This is a genomic window from Yersinia sp. 1252 StPb PI (genome assembly GCF_048593885.1).
Lineage (GTDB): Bacteria > Pseudomonadota > Gammaproteobacteria > Enterobacterales > Enterobacteriaceae > Yersinia > Yersinia enterocolitica_E.
Genome location: NZ_JAZGQE010000046.1, coordinates 1 through 19,609, shown reverse-complemented (window position 1 = coordinate 19,609; position 19,609 = coordinate 1). Strand labels below are relative to the sequence as shown.

Sequence of the window (19,609 nt, the reverse complement as noted above, 5' to 3'; positions counted from 1 at the left end):
ATCTCCTGACCGGCTTTCAACCTATGGATAGACGCGGGAATGGTAAATTTATCTATCAGGAAAGTAAACGATTGCTCAGTAAAGCCACGCAAAGAATCTCTTTGTTTAACTATATTGATAACAAGGTGTTAACTATTTGTAGGTCAAGAACCATAAAAAAGAGGGCATTGCTGCCCTCTGTGCTGTGAAGGTAACGTTAGTGGGCAGCGCTATTGGCTGATTTAGCCATTATGCGGCCAGTGCTTTAGTTATCTTCTCGTATAAATCACCGGACAGATTATCTAGCGTTTTAAGTTGCTCCAGCGCCTGGCGCATCAGAGCCTGACGGCCAGCATCATAACGTTTCAAGCGAATCAACGGCTCAATCAGCCGTGCAGCCACCTGCGGGTTACGGGTATTCAAATCACTGAGAATTTCGACCAGGAATTGATAACCACTGCCATCGCTGGCATGGAATGCCGCCGGATTACCCGAAGCAAAACTACCGACTAACGCACGAGTGCGATTTGGATTGCTCAAACTGAATGCCGGATGCTTAAGCAAAGCCCGTACCTGTGTCAAAACATCAGCCGCCGGACTCGTCGCTTGCAGTGCAAACCATTTATCCATAACCAAACCATCATGATTCCAACGCATATCGAAGGCTGTAAGCAACTCATCACGGCAAGGTAATTGTGCAGAGACTGCCGCCGCCAATGCGGCCAGCGAATCAGTCATATTATCCGCCTGGTGGTATTGTGACGAGACCAACTTGTTAGCAAAGTCTTCATCAGCAAAAGCCAGATAATTCAGGCAGGTATTACGCAATGCACGCTTGGCAATATCACTGTGTTCAATACGATAGACAGGTGTCATATTCGCAACATATACGGCTAACAGTTCATCAGACAATGCCTGAGCCAAACAACGAGTAATAGCCTCATGAACCGCACTGATCGCCAGCGGATCAATGGTAGTAAACAGCTCTGCTATTTCATTTTCTGACGGTAAGGTCAAGATCTGCGCTGCCAGAGCCGGATCAAGATTTTCATCGAGTAATACTGCCCGGAAAGCATCCGCAACGTGAGTGGGTAAACTCAGCGGCTGTTTCTGCTGATACTTGGCAACATTAAGTTTGATATAGGTTGCCAGCAAGCTCTGGGCAGCATCCCAACGAGAGAATTCATTACGCGCATGCTGCATCAGGAAAGTGAGCTGCTGATCACTGTAGGTATAATCCAGTTTGACTGGAGCGGAGAATTCGCGCAGCAAAGAGGGGATCGGCGTATGTTCAACATTATCAAAGGTAAATGTCTGCTCAGACTCGGTCACATTCAGGACATGATGGACCGGCAAGCCGTTTTTCTGTAGCGCAATCACATTTCCGTTACTGTCATATAGTTCAATATCTAATGGAATATGCAGTGGCAGTTTTTCCGGCTGGTCAGCGGTTGGTAAGGTTTTCTGGCTGACGTGCAGATGGTACTGCTGCTTCTCAGCATCATAGTCATCACGGATGGTCAGAATCGGAGTGCCGGACTGGCTATACCAGCGACGGAATAAAGAGAGATCGACATTCGATGCATCTTCCATTGCTTGTACAAAATCATCGCACGTTGCGGCACTACCATCATGGCGTTCAAAATAGAGCTGCATACCGGCCTGGAATTGTTGTTCACCCAGTAGGGTATGCATCATGCGGATAACTTCTGAACCCTTCTCATACACGGTAAGGGTGTAAAAGTTGTTCATCTCGATAACTTTGTCTGGTCGAATGGCATGGGCCATTGGGCTGGCATCTTCGGCAAACTGTGCGGCACGCATTACGCGTACGTTCTCAATTCGATTAACTGAACGTGAACCTAAATCAGAGCTGAACTCTTGATCACGGAATACCGTCAAGCCCTCTTTCAGGCTTAACTGGAACCAATCACGGCACGTGACTCGATTACCTGTCCAATTATGAAAATATTCATGTCCGATAACCGCTTCAATGTTCAGATAATCTTTATCTGTTGCTGTTTCAGCTTTTGCCAGAACATATTTAGAGTTGAATACATTCAGGCCTTTATTTTCCATCGCACCCATATTGAAGAAATCAACCGCGACAATCATATAGATGTCGAGATCGTATTCCAGACCAAAACGAGTCTCATCCCATTTCATGGAGTTCTTCAACGACGTCATCGCCCAGTCGGCGCGATCTAAATTACCGCGGTCAACAAAAAGCTCCAATGCGACTTCACGCCCGGAGCGGGTAATGAACTTATCGCGCAAAACATCAAAATCACCGGCAACCAGAGCAAACAGATAACAAGGCTTAGGGAATGGATCTTGCCATTTTACCCAATGACGACCATCTTCCAGTGTACCCTGCCCCACAGGGTTACCATTGGAAAGCAAATAAGGATAACGAGATTTGTCAGCCACGATGCGGGTCGTAAAACGGGCCAAAACATCAGGACGGTCTAAATAGTAAGTAATATGGCGGAAACCTTCGGCTTCACACTGGGTGCACAGCGCGTCACCGGAAAGATATAATCCCTCAAGTGCACTGTTGGTCGCAGGATGAATATCATTGACGATTGTCAGTGTGAAATGTGCTGGTAATTGCTCAATGACCAGCGAGTTATCCTGTAGCTGATAATGAGGCCAAACTTGCCCATCAACACTGATACTGACGAGCGTGAGATCCTCACCATTTAGAATCAACGGCGTCACATCTGCTACCTGACGTTTTACTTTACTGACCGCCGTTACCGTCGTTTTTTGCGCATCCAGTGCGAAGTCCAAATCGATATCGGTAATGGTGTAATCCGGCGATTTATAATCGTGACGGTATTTAGCTTGCGGCTGTTGTGTCATAGGAACCCTTTTGACGTCATCAGTGAATATGATTATCAGGTCTGTATTAATAGTCGTATAAGGCCAGTATCACGGCGACCAGAACATTGCTGTCAGCCCATTGGCCTCAGACTCAGATAGCTTTTTAATGTATCACAATTGTAAAAAAAACCTAGGTGAGAGCGAGTGCTATTACGGCAAATAACGCATTGAATGTGCTTTTTTCGAGCCGCCTCGCAGCTCATTTTCCTGCTTGCATTTGGTGAGCAAAATACCCGTTGATTTGCTCGGTATCGTCATTTCTGACAGCAGAATATGCCAATACCATCAGCACGGAACCCGACATCATGCACATTGGTCTTCATACATTAATAAGATTGAACATAGATTCAGACCTTTATTGAGAACCCAGTAGATGTCGATCCCCAGTTTGAAGAAGGTGATGGGTGGAATGCTGAATGGGATGGTTTAAATATCATTAATTCACACCATGTCTGGGTAGACCATGTCACGTTTAGTGATGGCCGTTTTACGATTGATCAATACACCGAGAAGGATGGCTGGAAGTTTGTTCAGCATGATGGCGCGTTAGATATTAAACGCGGCTCTGACTATGTCACGGTTTCTCACTGCCGTTTTGAATTACATGACAAAACTATTTTGATTGGTCATAGCGATAGTCATGCTGAGCAAGATGCAGGAACCATGCACGTTACATTCTTTAATAATTACTTTACGCGGATAATCCAGCGCACTCCGCGAGTTCGTTTCGCCAGCATACATCTCTATAATAATTTATTTGAGCAAGATAAATCAGATCCTATATATCCCTACGAATACAGCTATGGCTTGGGTTATCAGTCCAGTATTTTATCAGAGAAAAATATATTTTTGGTTAATGACCTTACGGCTGAATATCGGGTAATGAAGGCGTTTAATGGCGGCGATAAAGTTAGTGATGACGGCTCGACTTTTAACCATAGCCTTGCTGAACTCAACAATTGTGGGTTTGACGCTGATATCGGCAGGATCCCACCCTATGCCTATGATGTTGTAGCGCTTAGCCAAGAATTCATCGACCATATCCGCAATCAAGCGGGATCGGGGCTACCCTACGGCCATCTTCCCTGATCGCACTTATCTAAGTCGATGTCTAAACATATAATATGATGTTTGCTATTTCCCCACATTGCTCTGCGTTGATTGTGATATCTCAATGATGGGGAAATACCCGCACCAGGCCGCCAAGGTGACCTCTGATAACCAACAGGAAACAAAGATTTACCTTTTGTTGCTCAGTAGTGCAATTTAATAACCCTATATTTTATAAGTTAATTTATCCTTTATTCGCTTAAACAGCTAAAAATCTGACCTTAAGGGCCAACACCACTAAAGAAAATAGCCGTTTCACTGATAATGGCACGTTTAATCCTAGACCTGTGATTAGCATTTATGGTGTGATGAGGCTTCAATAACAGGATAATACCGGTATACTCCTGCGACTTTATAGATTATGTCCAAAGTAATTGGTGTTGCCGGTCGGCGGCCAGTGAACGCATCACGATGAGCTTACATAAGTAGGTAATTCGGGTGAGTGAACGAAGCAGCCCTGACAACTTCAAGTACCAAGGGTATATGCTGACTGCGGAAAATGCTCCTACGAGGATGCTGTATAGCGCCATGACCCAAGACGCCTCACCGATTTTGACTTCACTGCTTGATACGGATGCTTATAAGCTCCATATGCAACAAGCCGTGTTCCATCGCTATCGCCATATTACCGTTGCCGCTGAATTCCGCTGCCGTGGTGATGAGTTGCTGGGCGAATATGCCGATGAAATCCGCCATCAGATAGCGCTAATGAAACAATTAGCGTTAACCGCTGATGAGTTTACCTACCTCTCGGGGTTACCCTTCTTTCAAGATGATTACCTCAATTGGTTGCGGGATTTTCGTTTTAATCCTGAGCAGGTCACCGTATCCAATAATGACGGTAAATTAGATATTCGGATTGCCGGTTTATGGTGCGAAACGATTTTATGGGAAGTCCCTTTGCTGGCAGTGATCAGTGAAATCGTTCATCGGCGCCGGTCAGTCGGTGTCACAACAGCCGAGGCCGTCACACAACTGCGCAACAAACTTCAGCAGTTTAAGATTCTCAGCGCGGATATCGATATTAGTCATTTCAAGCTAATGGATTTTGGCTCCCGTCGCCGTTTCTCACGCGATATACAGCATGCTATTGTCAGCAGCTTAAAAGATGAGTTCCCCTATATTGTAGGTACCAGCAACTATGATTTAGCCCGCAACCTGGCATTAGCTCCGGTCGGTACTCAAGCCCATGAATGGTTCCAGGCTCATCAGCAGATAAGTCCGATACTGGCCAATAGTCAGCGCGTGGCACTACAAGTCTGGTTAGATGAGTACCCAAATCAACTTGGTGTCGCACTGACTGACTGTATTACCATGGATGCCTTCTTGCGCGATTTTGATGAGACATTCGCCAATCGCTATCAAGGATTGCGCCATGACTCAGGTGACCCGGTAGAATGGGGTGAAAAAGCTATCGCCCATTATGAAAAACTGGGTATTGACCCAATGAGTAAAACATTGGTGTTTTCAGATAATTTAGATCTGGAAAAAGCGTTGTCACTCTATCGCCATTTCTATCAACGAATTAAATTAGTGTTCGGTATCGGTACCCGTTTAACTTGTGATATTCCCGGCGTTAAACCGCTCAATATTGTCATTAAACTGGTTGAATGCAACAACAAGCCGGTCGCAAAACTCTCGGATAGTCCGGGTAAAACTATCTGTCAGGACCCGGCTTTTGTTGATGAGTTACGCGAAGCATTCGCCCTGCCGTTAGTCAAAAAGGCCAGTTAGTATCGGCCTGCATAATGAGGGTTCGTCGGGGTGTTAATATAACCCGGCGAGCCACTTCACTTAGCTGTTTTCCCCTCACAACCACTTCCCAATTAAACCCAGCTCTGATTTGTGCCGCCTTTATTAAGGATAACGACAGAAATGTTGCACTGATCTGGTGATTTCTACTTGTGTCCTGCACTGCCGCAAGTAACATAGCAACATCCCCATTTGGTTGGGTTGTTAACTATTTCTATATCAAAACTATTAAAGAGAGAAATCTATGAGCGTAGTGCCTGTAGTCGACGTACTGCAAGGCCGTGCTGCGGTTGACAGTGAAGTCACCGTACGCGGTTGGGTGCGTACCCGGAGAGATTCTAAAGCGGGTATCTCCTTCGTTGCCGTTTATGACGGTTCCTGCTTTGACCCGTTACAGGCCGTCGTGAATAATGCTTTGCCTAATTATCAGGATGAAGTACTGCATCTGACTACCGGCTGCTCAGTAGAAGTCACTGGAACAGTGGTGGCATCACCAGGTGAAGGCCAGAGCTTTGAAATTCAGGCAACTGCTATCAAAGTGGTCGGCTGGGTTGATGATCCCGATACCTATCCGATGGCGGCAAAACGTCACAGCATCGAATACTTGCGCGAAGTGGCTCACTTACGCCCACGTACAAACCTGATTGGTGCTGTTGCCCGTGTCCGCCATACCTTAGCGCAGGCAATTCACCGTTTCTTCGATGAAAACGGTTACTTCTGGGTTTCTACCCCACTGATCACCGCTTCAGATACCGAAGGTGCTGGTGAAATGTTCCGCGTGTCGACGCTGGATCTGGAAAACTTGCCACGCACAGATACTGGAGCTGTCGATTTCAGCGAGGATTTCTTCGGTAAAGAAGCATTCCTGACGGTATCCGGTCAGTTGAATGGAGAAACCTACGCCAGTGCATTGTCCAAAGTTTACACTTTCGGCCCCACTTTCCGGGCAGAAAACTCCAACACCAGCCGTCATTTGGCGGAATTCTGGATGGTTGAACCTGAAGTCGCATTTGCTTCTTTAGATGACGTCGCCGCATTGGCCGAGAAAATGCTGAAATATGTTTTCCAGGCGGTGCTCAATGAACGTGCTGATGACATGAAGTTCTTTGCTGAGCGGGTAGATAAAGATGCGGTAGATCGCCTACAACGTTTTGTCACCTCTGATTTTGCTCAGGTTGATTACACCGACGCTATCGAGATTTTGCTGGCATCGGGCCAGAAATTTGAAAATGACGTGTCATGGGGCATAGATTTGTCTTCTGAACATGAGCGTTATTTGGCTGAGAAACACTTTAAGGCACCGGTAGTGGTTAAAAACTACCCGAAAGACATTAAAGCTTTCTATATGCGGATGAACGAAGATGGCAAAACCGTTGCAGCGATGGATGTATTAGCGCCGGGAATTGGTGAAATCATCGGGGGTTCACAACGTGAAGAGCGCTTAGATGTGTTGGACGCACGTCTGGAAGAGATGGGCCTCAATAAAGAAGATTATTGGTGGTATCGTGATCTGCGTCGCTACGGTACGGTACCGCATTCAGGATTTGGCCTTGGATTTGAGCGATTGATCTCCTATGTAACAGGGGTCCAAAACGTTCGGGATGTCATCCCATTCCCACGCACACCGAGAAATGCCAGCTTCTAAGTTCGTCATTTCGAAAAAATGTTTATTTGTATAAATAAAAGCCAGCTCTGCTGGCTTTTGTCATTTTTTAAAGTTCGATCTAAGTCACAAAGTTCCCTGATATTTACATTTAGTAACACATGGTATCTCAATGAAACACATTCAGGCAATTGGTAGCATTTTCGGTGTGGATTATCAGGTCTGTGAATGGAACACTGCGTTCAGACACAGACGACACCAAACTCTCAACAATAGTTCCAAAAAAATTATTGGCGGCAGTGGCAGGTGTCCGAATAACACCAATGAGGGTAATAATAATGATGAAGCGCAATATTCTTGCAGTAGTAATCCCAGCATTGTTAGTAGCTGGCGCAGCTAATGCAGCAGAAATCTACAACAAAGACGGCAACAAACTTGATCTGTACGGTAAAGTTGACGCGCGTCACCAGTTCTCTGACAACGCTGGCCAAGACGGCGACGAAACTTATGTTCGTTTCGGCTTCAAAGGTGAAACCCAAATTACTAACCAACTGACCGGTTACGGCCAGTGGGAATACAACGTTCAGGCTAACCACGCTGAATCTCAAGGCGACAAAGGCAACAAAACCCGTCTGGGCTTTGCTGGTCTGAAATTTGATCAGTTCGGTTCATTGGACTACGGCCGTAACTACGGCGTAATCTATGACGTTAACGCATGGACTGACATGCTGCCAGTGTTCGGTGGCGACTCTATCTCTAACTCTGATAACTACATGACTGGTCGTTCTACTGGTCTGGCTACTTATCGTAACACCAACTTCTTCGGTCTGGTTGATGGCCTGAATTTTGCTCTGCAATATCAAGGCAAAAACCAGAATGACCGTGCTGGTTCTATTGACCCAGTTACCGGTGTTTACACTGGTGCTAACCTGAAAGATCAGAATGGCGACGGTTTCGGTATCTCTTCAACTTATGATATCGGTTACGGTGTGAACTTTGGTGCTGGTTTCTCTTCTGCAAACCGCACTAACGAGCAAAAAGCATTCAGTACTGCTGAAGGCGATAAAGCTCAGGCATGGAACGTTGGTGCTAAATACGACGCTAACAACGTATACTTGGCTGTAATGTATGCTGAAACTCAGAACCTGACTCCATACGGTGATTTTAGCAACACTATTGCTAACAAAACTCGTGATATTGAAATCACTGCACAATACCAGTTCGACTTCGGTCTGCGTCCATCTTTAGGCTACGTTCAGTCTAAAGGGAAAGATCTTAACGCGAATGGCGATAACCAAGATCTGTTGAAATATGTTTCTGTAGGTTCTTACTACTACTTCAACAAAAACATGTCTACCTATGTTGATTACAAAATCAACCTGTTGGACGAGAACGAGTTCACTCGTACTAACAAGCTGAACACTGATGACGTTGTTGGTGTTGGCTTGGTATACCAGTTCTAAGTTAAACTTAATCACGCAGTTTATCTGCTGACATAAGTTAAAAAAGACAGGGCTTCGGCTCTGTCTTTTTGTTTTTATCCTTAGCCAATAGAGGGATATTACGCTGTCGAATACGCTATTTTGCCGATTTTTCACCCTGAATTCCCCCGCCTCACAACATTCATTTCTTTTTATCGCAAACGGTTGGCAAAGACTGCAACTGGCGCTACCCTGATAGTTCTGTTTGCTTAACGCTAAGCCATGGAAGCCTCTGACATGTTTGAAAAAATCACTGCTGCACCTGCTGACCCGATTCTGGGCCTGACCGATATTTTCCGCGCGGATGACCGCCCTCATAAAATCAATCTGGGGATTGGTGTCTACAAAGACGAAACCGGTAAAACGCCGGTGCTGACCAGCGTGAAGAAAGCTGAGCAGTATTTGCTGGAAAACGAAGTTACTAAAAACTATCTGGGTATTGATGGCCTGCCGGTTTTCGCCAGTTGTACACAAGAACTGTTGTTCGGTGCCGACAGCGCTATTATTGCCGATAAGCGTGCGCGTACCGCTCAAACCCCAGGTGGTACCGGCGGGTTACGTATTGCTGCTGATTTTATCGCCCATCAGACCAGCGCTAAACGTGTCTGGGTCAGTAACCCTAGCTGGCCGAACCATAAAAATATCTTCGCCGCTGCAGGGCTTGAAGTGGTTGAGTATGCCTATTATGACGCTGCGAACCATTCACTGGACTTCGATGGGCTATTAAAAAGCCTCTCAGAAGCTCAGGCTGGCGACGTAGTGCTATTCCATGGCTGCTGCCATAACCCTACCGGTATCGACCCAACCGAAGCCCAATGGAGCCAATTAGCTGAGCTGTCAGTCGCCAAAGGTTGGCTACCACTGTTTGACTTCGCCTACCAAGGTTTTGCCAAAGGTTTGGAAGAAGATGCTCAGGGGCTGCGTATTTTCGCTGCCAAACATCAGGAACTGATCGTTTGTAGCTCTTATTCGAAAAACTTTGGTTTGTATAATGAGCGAGTCGGGGCTTGCACCATTGTTGCCGCTAGCAGCGACGTGGCCGATATCGCCTTCAGCCAGGTTAAAGCCGTTATCCGTGCTAACTATTCCAACCCACCAGCCCATGGTGCGTCAGTGGTTGCCACCATCCTGAGCAACGCGACATTACGCGCCATTTGGGAACAAGAACTGACCGATATGCGCCAGCGCATTCATCGTATGCGTCAGTTGTTTGTGAATACATTGCAGGAAAAAGGTGCGAAGCAGGACTTCAGCTTTATCATTAACCAGAATGGGATGTTTTCATTCAGTGGCCTGACCAAAGAGCAGGTTCTGCGCCTGCGCAATGAGTTTGCTGTTTATGCTGTCAACTCTGGCCGGGTAAACGTTGCAGGTATGACACCTGATAACATGGCTCCGCTGTGTGAAGCTATCGTTGCTGTGCTGTGATTAAGCATCAATGACCTACCGTAAAAAGGGTGCATATGCACCCTTTTTATTTTGTTTCAAATGTCAGAATATGAGTCTTAATGGAACATATATTTGGCAAATTCGCTCATCGGCATAGGACGCCCATACATATAGCCTTGCAGATAGTCGACGTTATGGGCCTGTAAATAACGCATTTGAGTGTCGTTTTCGACTCCCTCTGCAATGGTCTGCAACCCTAGTCGGGTAGCGAGATCGATAACATTCCCGACAATGTGGCTCGACAATGCATCGGAACCAATCATGCCAACAAAACTTTGGTCAATTTTCAGAAAATCCACTTTAAAGTTCTGCAAATAAGTCAGACTTGAATGTCCGGTACCAAAATCGTCGATAGCAATAAATACCCCCAAAGCATGCAACTCGGCAAATAATCGGTCGGTAATCTCATCGGCAACGATTAATTTCCGTTCGGTTAATTCCAACGTGATATTGATTTTATTACCACCAAAAGCCTGAATAAAACGGCGGCAATCATCTACCAGACTCAGATCACGGCAATGGTTAGCACTGATATTAAAACCAAAGTGAAAACCTTCCGGTAACTGATTTACGTAAGGTGCAAAAGTGGTACTAACTTGCTGCATGATAGCGCGAGTCATAGGAACAATAAGTTCACTGTCCTCGGCCATCGGAATAAATTTATTTGGCTGAATTAAACCATTAACAGGATGCTGCCAACGCATTAGAACTTCACAACCCACCCAGCATTGCTCTTTGCCTGATACTATCGGCTGCATATAAGCAACAAACTCGTTGTTTTCTAACGCCTGTTTTAATACCTGTGTGGGTGATGCCGCCCTACCCGATAACCAGAAAACCAGCGCGGCTGAACCGATGCTCATTAAGATGAAAAATATCAGGCTACCTTGATTATATTGCCAGGCATAGGCCAAATATTGCTGGTTAGAGAGCGTCGTATTTAATGAATAAGCAAACTTGTCTGAGGCCAGATATAACGGTTCGCTTCCCTCGGGGGGGTGGCCTGGATGTACCATACCCACCGCATCCATCCATTTATCACCCACCCTCAGATACAATTGTATATCACCACTTAATAAGTTAAGGATGCTGCGCAGATAATAGCCATCGACCGCGACCAGTATGCTGTAATCACCTCGCGCCAGCCGATACACCATCAAAGCACGATCTGGAGTGACATCATTACCCTGCATTAGCTCCAGTTGACCATCAACGAACACATCTAGATCAAACGGCGTGGAAAGTGGGCCATATATCGAGGAACAATAGATGGTCGTCCCCTTAGCTAAAGAGACTGAACGCACATCCGGTATAATGACAACTTGATCCCGCAGGTTTTGAACAACTTGCATGCAAGGTTTGCCTAATCCAGTTTCTACCTGAAGCGCCGCATGCTGCAAATTATTAAATATCTGCTCGAATCGAGCCCTGCCTTGTAATAACTTAGCTTCAGCATCCTGATGCATATTGGCTTTGGTTTGCGCATAAATCACTGCCGCCCCTAACAACAGAAATAAGAATAATACCATGCAAGAAAAACTTAGCCGGGACAGGAATTTATTCAGTCTGAAACGACGAAACGGCATAGTGGCTTCCATTGAAAGGCGCTCGTAATATTACGAACTCAAAACGGCAGCAGAAACAGTGCCGGGTCAATTAACGTGACGACTGTTTGTTGGTCAGGCTTTATCCACCTCGCAAAGATAATATAAGCACCGACCGCTATCATCATTATGATCACAGCACCAATAGATAAATAACTATTGCTTCACAAAATATGTAAATCACTTATTCAATATAACGTAAAAAGACACCTGACGGTGCCTTCTTTGAAATTCTAGCTGTTTATGATGTCGACATCACCAAATAGCCGGTTCTTCACGTATAAACGGGTTAGTCTGCCGTTCATGGCCTAACGTAGACATTGGGCCATGACCGGGAATAAACGTTATGTCATCACCTAAAGGCAACAATTTAGTCCGAATGGAGTTAATCAGTTGTTGGTGATCACCGCGAGGGAAATCACTACGTCCAACACCACCGTTAAAGATAACATCACCGACCAGTGCCAGACGCCCCTGTTGGTCAATGAAGACAATGTGACCTGGCGTATGCCCAGGGCAATGCAATACCGATAACTCCACTTCACCAACAGTGATTTTGTCACCCTCGGTCAACCAACGGGTTGGGGTAAAAGCTTCACATTCGCTCAAACCAAACATTCTGCTCTGCGCCGGTAGCCCTTCTAACCAGAACGTATCTTCTTTTTCAGGGCCATAAATCGGGATATCAAAATGAGCGGCTAACTCAGCAGCAGCACCCACATGATCCAGATGGCCGTGAGTCAACAAAATCTGGCTGACCGTTACCCCCTGACGTGCAACTTCAGCAATGATCTTGGCTGCGTCACCACCAGGGTCCACCAATGCGGCCTGCTTTGTGGCTTCACACCAGATTAAGGTGCAGTTCTGGCTAAAGGCCGTCACCGGAATAATTTGATATTTCATAAAACTCCACCCCAAATGCAACTGGCAATATACCTATCATCTTTCAACCATACATCTGTATGGGCTGCGGTCGTTTACCCGAATCACTGATAGCATCAGTTTATCGAGATTAGCGAACCTGAATCTTGAGGCTCGCCCTGTGGCTGGCATAAGTGCTGTTCAAACCCACTCTGACCGATTTGGCACTTGCTTGCCACCGCCCTACAATTTGAAATCTGTTAGGTATGATTCAATGCATTGGCATAAAAATGTCTGCTACCAGGTTCTTGTCGGCCCAGTATCAATATGTACAAAGTTACTGCGAGGGTAATATCCTACACCACCTGCACGCATTTTTAATGCTGCTTTGCGGATATTACTCAATTGAATACCTTCAATATGAAAATCCATTGCCCGCCCTTGCGTGTGGAAACTGTGTTTGGCCACACCACGGCTGCGTTCGCGCAGTTCATTATTGGTATCAAGTGAGCGGTAACCGGAAATAAGCTGCACCGGTTTAGTTGTGCCAAGAAGCCCTTGCAGGCGGTATAGTTGATCAAACAGGCGTGGGTCGATAGTTTTTACCTTATTGGCCCGATAATCGCGAAAGAGATGGTTTAAGCGGGAAAGTTCATCTTTGTTATAGCCCCGACCATCAAAAAATTCGGCTTTTATGGACTCGCCTGTATTGAGGTTATTCAGGGTCAAGATCCGTGGGCGAGGAGTTGAAAGGGTGGCGAATGCCTGCCCTGGAAGCAGCGATATACCCAGCGCTGCCCCGCCTAACGTTAGCCATTTACGGCGATAATTATCAATTTTATCCATGATCTCTGTTAATACCCGGCAAGAATGTCAAAAGAAAGCACTAACCAAATGTGCCGTCCCGAACCATAACCGCCTACGGAAAACCAGTCAACCCGCATTCGGCCCGCACTCGCTGTGCGTTTAAGTTCGGTTATAGAGAACCCCAATTTGGGGCCCCCTACGACAACCCGATATTAAGACCATTAGTTATTGAGTTTTACTGCATTTATTGCATTAAAAGTTCAGCCTGAGGTGAGATTTGTGCACCGGATCTCACCGTCTTATCATAATTGTAAATATCTGTTCTAAATTGTGGCCTACCGTCATCCGCCACCCATGCTGTCAGGTAATACAATTGCACCGGGACACGTTGGCGAATATTCACGTAGGTGGTATCGCCTTGTTTTAACGTTGAGGAAACCCGCGCATCATTCCAGCCAGCATCTTGCAATAACATATTTGCCAGATCCGAGGCTTTATTAACGCGGACACAGCCGGAACTTAATGCACGGATATCTTTCTGGAACAGACCATGGTTCGGCGTGTCATGTAAGTAGATAGCATCAGAGCTTGGCATATTGAATTTGAAGCGCCCTAATGAATTACTGGCACCTGGTGCCTGACGCAGACGGTACGGGAAGTTATTAGGTGAAATCATGCTCCAATCGATCATCGATGGATCAACAACTTCAGCCTCATTACTCCAACCAGACAAAACGGTATAACCATGACGCTGGAAATAGCCAGCATCATAGCGTGCTTTGGGTACGATATCCTGGCGCACCAGAGACGTTGGTACATTCCACGGCGGATTGACCACCACATTATTTAACGCACTGCTCATCAACGGTGTCTTGCGGCTTGGACGGCCAACAATCACCCGAGATGAGAGAACCTCAGCACCATTCTTATAATAATTAAGCGAATAGTTTGGGATGTTAACCATAATGCCGTTATCGACGTGTCCCGGTAAAATACGCAAACGCTGAATATTCAATGCCAATAATGTTGCCCGCGTTTGTGGTGAGACATTCAACCATTCACGAGTTCGGACACCAATAACACCATCATCACTTAGCCCATGCCACTGTTGAAAACGTTTAACGGCTGCCACCAACTCTGGCGTATAAACATTGTCGGTTATAGTTGTGGTGAGCGGCGCTGATGGCGACGCTACAACCCCACCGGTAACAGGAACGTCGGCCACGGGTGCCGCTGAAGGGCTAACCACTAAACTGTGAGCCTGAGCACGGCTCTTTTCTTCATCAACCGAGAGATCATCATTGACCACGGCTACTGCTGGATTATCCACCGGGATAACCTCTGGGGCTTTGGCCGGTTCTGATGCAATGGGGTGTAGCATGCCCGTTCTGTCCAGGATTTCTCGTAGCGCTGGAATATCGTCACTTAACTGGCCTGGGCGCAGGCTGGGGCCATTAGACATCTGTGGCCATGGCTGGCGGTCTGCCAGCATCAGTTTCAATGCCTGATGCATTTTGTCGTATTGAGGATGTTGGGGGGCCAGCGACGCCAGATAGGGTGCGGTAGTACCTTCATGCACCGCTTGCTGCCAACGATTTAAAATAGTAACCGGCGGCATCGCCATTTTGTATGGCACATTGCTGTATAACCAGACACTACCGTTAGCGCCAACACCTGAGATAAAGTGCAAGTATCCCAGCATGGCATCTGACAAAATAACATCGCGAGCTTGACCGGTAATGTCAGGGTCACTCAGCCATTTTACCCACTGCATAAATTGCGGCTGGAGACCGGAGAGTGCCACTTCGGCTAATTGCTGCTGAAAATGCTGCACCGCAGTTCTATCCTGCCACATCGGCTGCATACGGTTGGCGGCATAAAGCAATGCCAACTCAGAAGCATAGAAAGGTGTCACCGTTTTAGGCAGCACTGATAATAACTGTGAGCGGCTTTGTGCGACCGACATTGTCGTACCACTCATAGGCAGCGCTGAGGATGAGTCTAACGGCATGACAGGTGCCGTGGCTGATGCTGTAAATATCGGCATCAAGCTATAAATTAAAGCGCAGTATAATGCTAATGCGCGTTGCGGATTTCGTTTCCCTATCGACATTCTATGCCCCCGGTATGCTTATCTAAGTACGTCATAGTCTGTCGTTACCCTTCTTCCTTGAAGTCGCAGCATTGTTGCTGCTCTGGCACCCGAATCCCTGAGCGTCGATCAGTTCAACGAGATTTGTTCGTTGGCTACCACTTCAATAGTTTCGGGTTTTCATCATTATTATACAAACAGAACTGCCCCTTGCGTGGTTAACGATATAAATTTAACCATTCACGTTACGCTAACAGATTTCCGGTGGTTATAAAATATAACCCTAAGGTGTGGAAGAAATAAAAATGGCCGCTAGTTAGCGACCATTTAATCGGATTAATTATTGCTGCCTTCTTTCTGAACAATAATTAACCGCCAGGTTGTATCTCGGCAGGTATCGGCGGCAATGTTGGTATTTCATTGGCAAAACCTCGTAAGCCAACCACATGTACATGCTCATGATTTTGGAAGACTTTTCGTACCAACTTATAGGTTGTCCCTTTTTCCGGGCTGATATTTTCTGGTGCTGCAATTATTAATTGCATTTCCAGCCGCTCGCACAGTTCAAATAATGTCGCGATAGATTTGGCATCCAAACGCGCCGCTTCATCAAGGAACAACAAACGGCAAGGGGAAATATCTTTGCCGCGCAGACGACGCGACTCTTCTTCCCAACTCTGTACCACCATGACCAGTATTGACATACCGGTACCAATAGCCTCACCGGTTGACAATGCGCCGCTTTCTGCCCGCAGCCAGCCATCTGAACCGCGATAAACTTCGACTTCCAGTTCCAGATAGTTACGGTAATCAAGCAGTTCTTCACCAATGGTCTGCGGCAAGCGCTGCCCCATATCCATTTGTGGGTTCAACCGCTGGTAGAGTTTCGCCAATGCTTCGGAGAAGGTCAGACGATTGCTATTAAACAGATCCTGATGCTGCTCTTGTTGCTCAGATAGCACATCGAGTAACGTCGCGTGAGCTTCACGTACATTCACATTCAGTCGCACGCTCTTGACCTGACCAAATGACACCGCTTGCAAGCCCTGATTCAGCATACGGATGCGGTTCTGTTCACGCTGAATAGTTTTACGGATAATATTCGATACACTTTTGGAACTGATTGCCAGCTTCTGTTCGCGAGCGGTTAATTCTTCGGTCAAACGGCCCAGTTCAATCTCCATCTGTTCAATGGCTTCAACCGGATCATCAGTGCGAATAATATCCTGACGAATACGTTCACGCAGATGTTGGTAGACCGCGATATAGAACTGAATCTTACGCTCAGGCCGTTTCGGATCTTCAGACAAACGCAGCACATCGCGCAGATGTTCATTATCAGCCACCGCCAGACGCAGAGCACCCAAGGCTTTATCCGACATAGAACGCAGCTCGTCACCGTCCATATAGGCCAGTTCACGGCGATGCAAACGACGCTCAACGCCATTATCTTTCACCATCCGCATCACCGCACACCAACCTGCTTTGGCATTGACGACTTGTTCACGGATCTGATGATAATCTCGTTCCAGCTTGCGCAGTTTCTTCTGGAGGCTATCCATCTCAGCTTCACAGAAGGTTAGCTGTTTTTCCAACTGATTACGGCGTGAACGGTTAGTACTTAATGCCGCATGCAACTCGTCACGGCGGGTACGAGCACGGGCTTCTGCATTAGCATCAGCCTGAACACCGATATCCACCAGTTCCTGACTTAACTCTTTCAGCATGTCACGCTTGGCGTCATAAGAACTTTTTAACGACGCTAGCACCTGATTATACTGGGTAAATTGCGCTTGATACTGACGTAACTGCTCACGAGCGCGAGTGCGTTCTGCTTCCGCCTGCTCCAAGCGCTGGCGCAGTTTGTCGTTGAGATCAGAGTTCTCCGTCAACATGCCCGCAGAATCGGTATAGCTAAAGTGCGCACGACGTTGAACCACTTCAGTCAGTGCGAAAGCTTGCTGTTTAGCCTGACGCTGGCTGTTTTGCGCCAATACATAGTTTTCCTGCAACTGTTCGTGTTGTTGCGGGTCACTTTGTAATACCGCTAACAGCGGTTCAAGTTTAGTCAGGGAAGCGCCATGCTTCTGAATATGGCGAGCCGCCTCTTGCGCTTGCGCCGATTCTTCAGTTATCTCTTCGACACGGTCAGTCAACGTATCATCAAGTAGCAATGAAATCAGTGGGATCAAGCGGTTAAGGGCTGAAATCCCCTCTTTAGCCTGTTCGAATTGCTGGCGCTGCTGCTGGTTGCTTTCTTCGTGTGCACTCAGCGCACGCTCTATTTCACCACGACGGGTATTGAGTAAACGAATTTCAGCTTCAGGATCTGCATCAAATGCCACGGCCAGATGAGAACCGATAAAACGGCTGAATGCTTGATGCAAGCGTTGCGTTTTTTGCACATCAAATGACAGCGTGGCATAACGTTCAGCCAGGCTGTCACGCTCTTGATACAGAGCTTCCAGCCGGTTCTCACGGGCAGCACGGCCAAACAGCGGCAGTTCTGGATAACGGGAGTAACGCCACTGGCGATCCGCAATTTTAACCACTACCGCTTTTTCATGCTCTTCAACGGCAAATACACTGTCATCAAATGATTGCGGGTCACCCTCGATAAGATAGAGGTCTTCCGGGCAGTCTTCTAACCCCTGTAGTTGATCCCGCACCAGTGACAAGTCCGGTACCACGATACCGTGGCGCGATGGGCCATACAGCGCGGAGAAGTATGGCGCATCATCGATGGTGACATCGTCATAAATCTCGGAGAGCAACACACCACCGAAGCGTTCGGCCAAAGCAATCATCCGCGCATCTTCAGCACCACTTGGCTGACTTAAACGCTCAATCTGCGCATCAACAGCACGTTTGCTTGCGGCGACTTCATCGCGCTCCACCGTGGTTTCGCGTTCACGTTCCAGCAATTGCTGCATGTGTTCGGTAACCTGACGGCTATCCTCCAGCGCCTCACCGCTCTGTTCGCTGAGTTGACTCAGCGCATCTTGTGCCGCCAACCAGACTGGCGCACGCGCCGTTAGCTCCTGAATTTTGAGCTTAATTTGCTCAAGTTCCTGACGCATTTCCATGCGCCGTTCACCAGCATCACTGACGTTGAGAGAGAGCTCTTCAACTTGTGACTCCAGTTCACGCTGCAACTCTTCCAACTCCTCCGGCTGGTATACTTGCCCCTGGCGTTTACAGAACTCTTGCAGCAAGCGTTCTGCGTCTTGCTGAGCACGTAAACGCTGTTCCAGCTCTGACAGACGCATCCGCAATGGTTGCACACGTTCAGCCAAATGTTGTTGCGACGGCCAGTCACGCAACAATTCCCGCGCAGTTTGCCAGGCTTCACTGCGACTGACCTCGCCGGCGATAGCCACCACTAACTGATAAGCTTGCTCAAATTGGCTGTGCGCAGCATCAGCAACACTCAGTTTTTGCTCAAGTTGTAATAACGATTCAGTCGCTTCCTGCTCTTTGGCATGGAAGGTTTCTAGCCACTCTTCGGCATTATCGGCAGTTAATTCTGGCAACTGGCACAGTGCGCGCGCACGTTCCAAAGCCTGTAAGGCTTGCTGATATTGGATAGCACGGGTCTGTTGAACGTCCAGCGCTTGCTGGTAATCGGCCAACTGACTTTTCAGTTCGTCCACCTCCAACTCAGCAGCTTCAGCGCGGGCTTCGTTATCGGCCTGCTGCTCGCTGGCCTCGGCGACAACTTCATTTTGCTCTTCCAGCCGGTAAGTCAACTCTTCCAAATCACTCTGGTAGCGCTCGATCTTTTCCTGCTGGCGCATGGCGGTCTGCACCAGACTCAGGTGGTCACTGGCCGCCTGATAATCTGTTTCCAGATCCGATTCCGCACTGCTTTGCTCGGCTAATTCTCGCGACATTTCCACATGACGCGCCTGCTCAGTCACCAATTGCTTGCGGCTGGTCAGCAAGTCACGGCGCAATACCAATGCGCCATCAAGATGGATCCGCC

General features: G+C 47.2%; 11 protein-coding genes. 5 read left to right on the top strand and 6 right to left on the bottom strand.

What is annotated here, in order from left to right; genetic code table 11:
- Window positions 1–228: 228 nt before the first annotated feature.
- On the bottom strand, window positions 229–2,844 hold the full coding sequence (gene pepN, locus V2A85_RS09310; RefSeq protein ID WP_420071298.1) for an aminopeptidase N: 2,616 nt from the start codon (window positions 2,842–2,844) through the stop codon (window positions 229–231).
- A gap of 366 nt (window positions 2,845–3,210) precedes the next feature.
- Between pepN and V2A85_RS09305 the strand changes: the two genes are divergently transcribed.
- The 5 genes from V2A85_RS09305 (at window position 3,211) to V2A85_RS09285 (ending at window position 10,239) form a co-directional block, all read left to right on the top strand.
- Window positions 3,211–3,954, top strand: a complete 744-nt coding sequence (locus tag V2A85_RS09305) for a hypothetical protein (RefSeq protein WP_420071302.1) — start codon at window positions 3,211–3,213, stop codon at window positions 3,952–3,954.
- Window positions 3,955–4,503: 549 nt separating this feature from the next.
- Complete coding sequence (gene pncB, locus V2A85_RS09300; RefSeq protein ID WP_420071301.1) at window positions 4,504–5,709, top strand: nicotinate phosphoribosyltransferase; 1,206 nt, start codon at window positions 4,504–4,506, stop codon at window positions 5,707–5,709.
- 262 nt (window positions 5,710–5,971) lie between these two features.
- Window positions 5,972–7,372, top strand: coding sequence for an asparagine--tRNA ligase (gene asnS / locus V2A85_RS09295; RefSeq protein ID WP_083158454.1), 1,401 nt, complete (start codon window positions 5,972–5,974; stop codon window positions 7,370–7,372).
- A gap of 299 nt (window positions 7,373–7,671) precedes the next feature.
- Window positions 7,672–8,793: a porin OmpF gene (gene ompF, locus V2A85_RS09290; RefSeq protein ID WP_372559920.1), complete on the top strand. Its 1,122-nt coding sequence runs from the start codon at window positions 7,672–7,674 to the stop codon at window positions 8,791–8,793.
- A gap of 255 nt (window positions 8,794–9,048) precedes the next feature.
- Complete coding sequence (locus V2A85_RS09285) at window positions 9,049–10,239, top strand: amino acid aminotransferase (protein ID WP_420071297.1); 1,191 nt, start codon at window positions 9,049–9,051, stop codon at window positions 10,237–10,239.
- A gap of 77 nt (window positions 10,240–10,316) precedes the next feature.
- Here V2A85_RS09285 and V2A85_RS09280 read toward each other — a convergent pair whose 3' ends face one another.
- From V2A85_RS09280 to mukB, 5 genes are all read right to left on the bottom strand, one after another.
- On the bottom strand, window positions 10,317–11,846 hold the full coding sequence (locus V2A85_RS09280) for an EAL domain-containing protein (RefSeq protein WP_420071296.1): 1,530 nt from the start codon (window positions 11,844–11,846) through the stop codon (window positions 10,317–10,319).
- Between the two features lie 273 nt (window positions 11,847–12,119).
- Complete coding sequence (locus V2A85_RS09275) at window positions 12,120–12,767, bottom strand: MBL fold metallo-hydrolase (protein ID WP_372559325.1); 648 nt, start codon at window positions 12,765–12,767, stop codon at window positions 12,120–12,122.
- A gap of 255 nt (window positions 12,768–13,022) precedes the next feature.
- Window positions 13,023–13,571, bottom strand: coding sequence for a YcbK family protein (locus V2A85_RS09270; RefSeq protein ID WP_083158449.1), 549 nt, complete (start codon window positions 13,569–13,571; stop codon window positions 13,023–13,025).
- A 205-nt stretch (window positions 13,572–13,776) separates the two neighbouring features.
- Window positions 13,777–15,645: a L,D-transpeptidase gene (gene ldtD / locus V2A85_RS09265; RefSeq protein ID WP_420071295.1), complete on the bottom strand. Its 1,869-nt coding sequence runs from the start codon at window positions 15,643–15,645 to the stop codon at window positions 13,777–13,779.
- Window positions 15,646–15,992: 347 nt separating this feature from the next.
- Window positions 15,993–19,609: chromosome partition protein MukB (gene mukB, locus V2A85_RS09260; RefSeq protein WP_420071294.1), on the bottom strand; the 3,617-nt coding region annotated here is incomplete at its 5' end.

Excerpts from the sequence above, each read along its gene's own strand:
- pepN (WP_420071298.1), bottom strand. The coding sequence starts at position 2,844 with ATGACACAACAGCCGCAAGCTAAATACCGTCACGATTATAAATCGCCG.
- pncB (WP_420071301.1), top strand. The coding sequence starts at position 4,504 with ATGACCCAAGACGCCTCACCGATTTTGACTTCACTGCTTGATACGGAT.
- asnS (WP_083158454.1), top strand. The coding sequence starts at position 5,972 with ATGAGCGTAGTGCCTGTAGTCGACGTACTGCAAGGCCGTGCTGCGGTT.
- ompF (WP_372559920.1), top strand. The coding sequence starts at position 7,672 with ATGAAGCGCAATATTCTTGCAGTAGTAATCCCAGCATTGTTAGTAGCT.
- V2A85_RS09285 (WP_420071297.1), top strand. The coding sequence starts at position 9,049 with ATGTTTGAAAAAATCACTGCTGCACCTGCTGACCCGATTCTGGGCCTG.
- V2A85_RS09280 (WP_420071296.1), bottom strand. The coding sequence starts at position 11,846 with ATGCCGTTTCGTCGTTTCAGACTGAATAAATTCCTGTCCCGGCTAAGT.
- V2A85_RS09275 (WP_372559325.1), bottom strand. The coding sequence starts at position 12,767 with ATGAAATATCAAATTATTCCGGTGACGGCCTTTAGCCAGAACTGCACC.
- V2A85_RS09270 (WP_083158449.1), bottom strand. The coding sequence starts at position 13,571 with ATGGATAAAATTGATAATTATCGCCGTAAATGGCTAACGTTAGGCGGG.
- ldtD (WP_420071295.1), bottom strand. The coding sequence starts at position 15,645 with ATGTCGATAGGGAAACGAAATCCGCAACGCGCATTAGCATTATACTGC.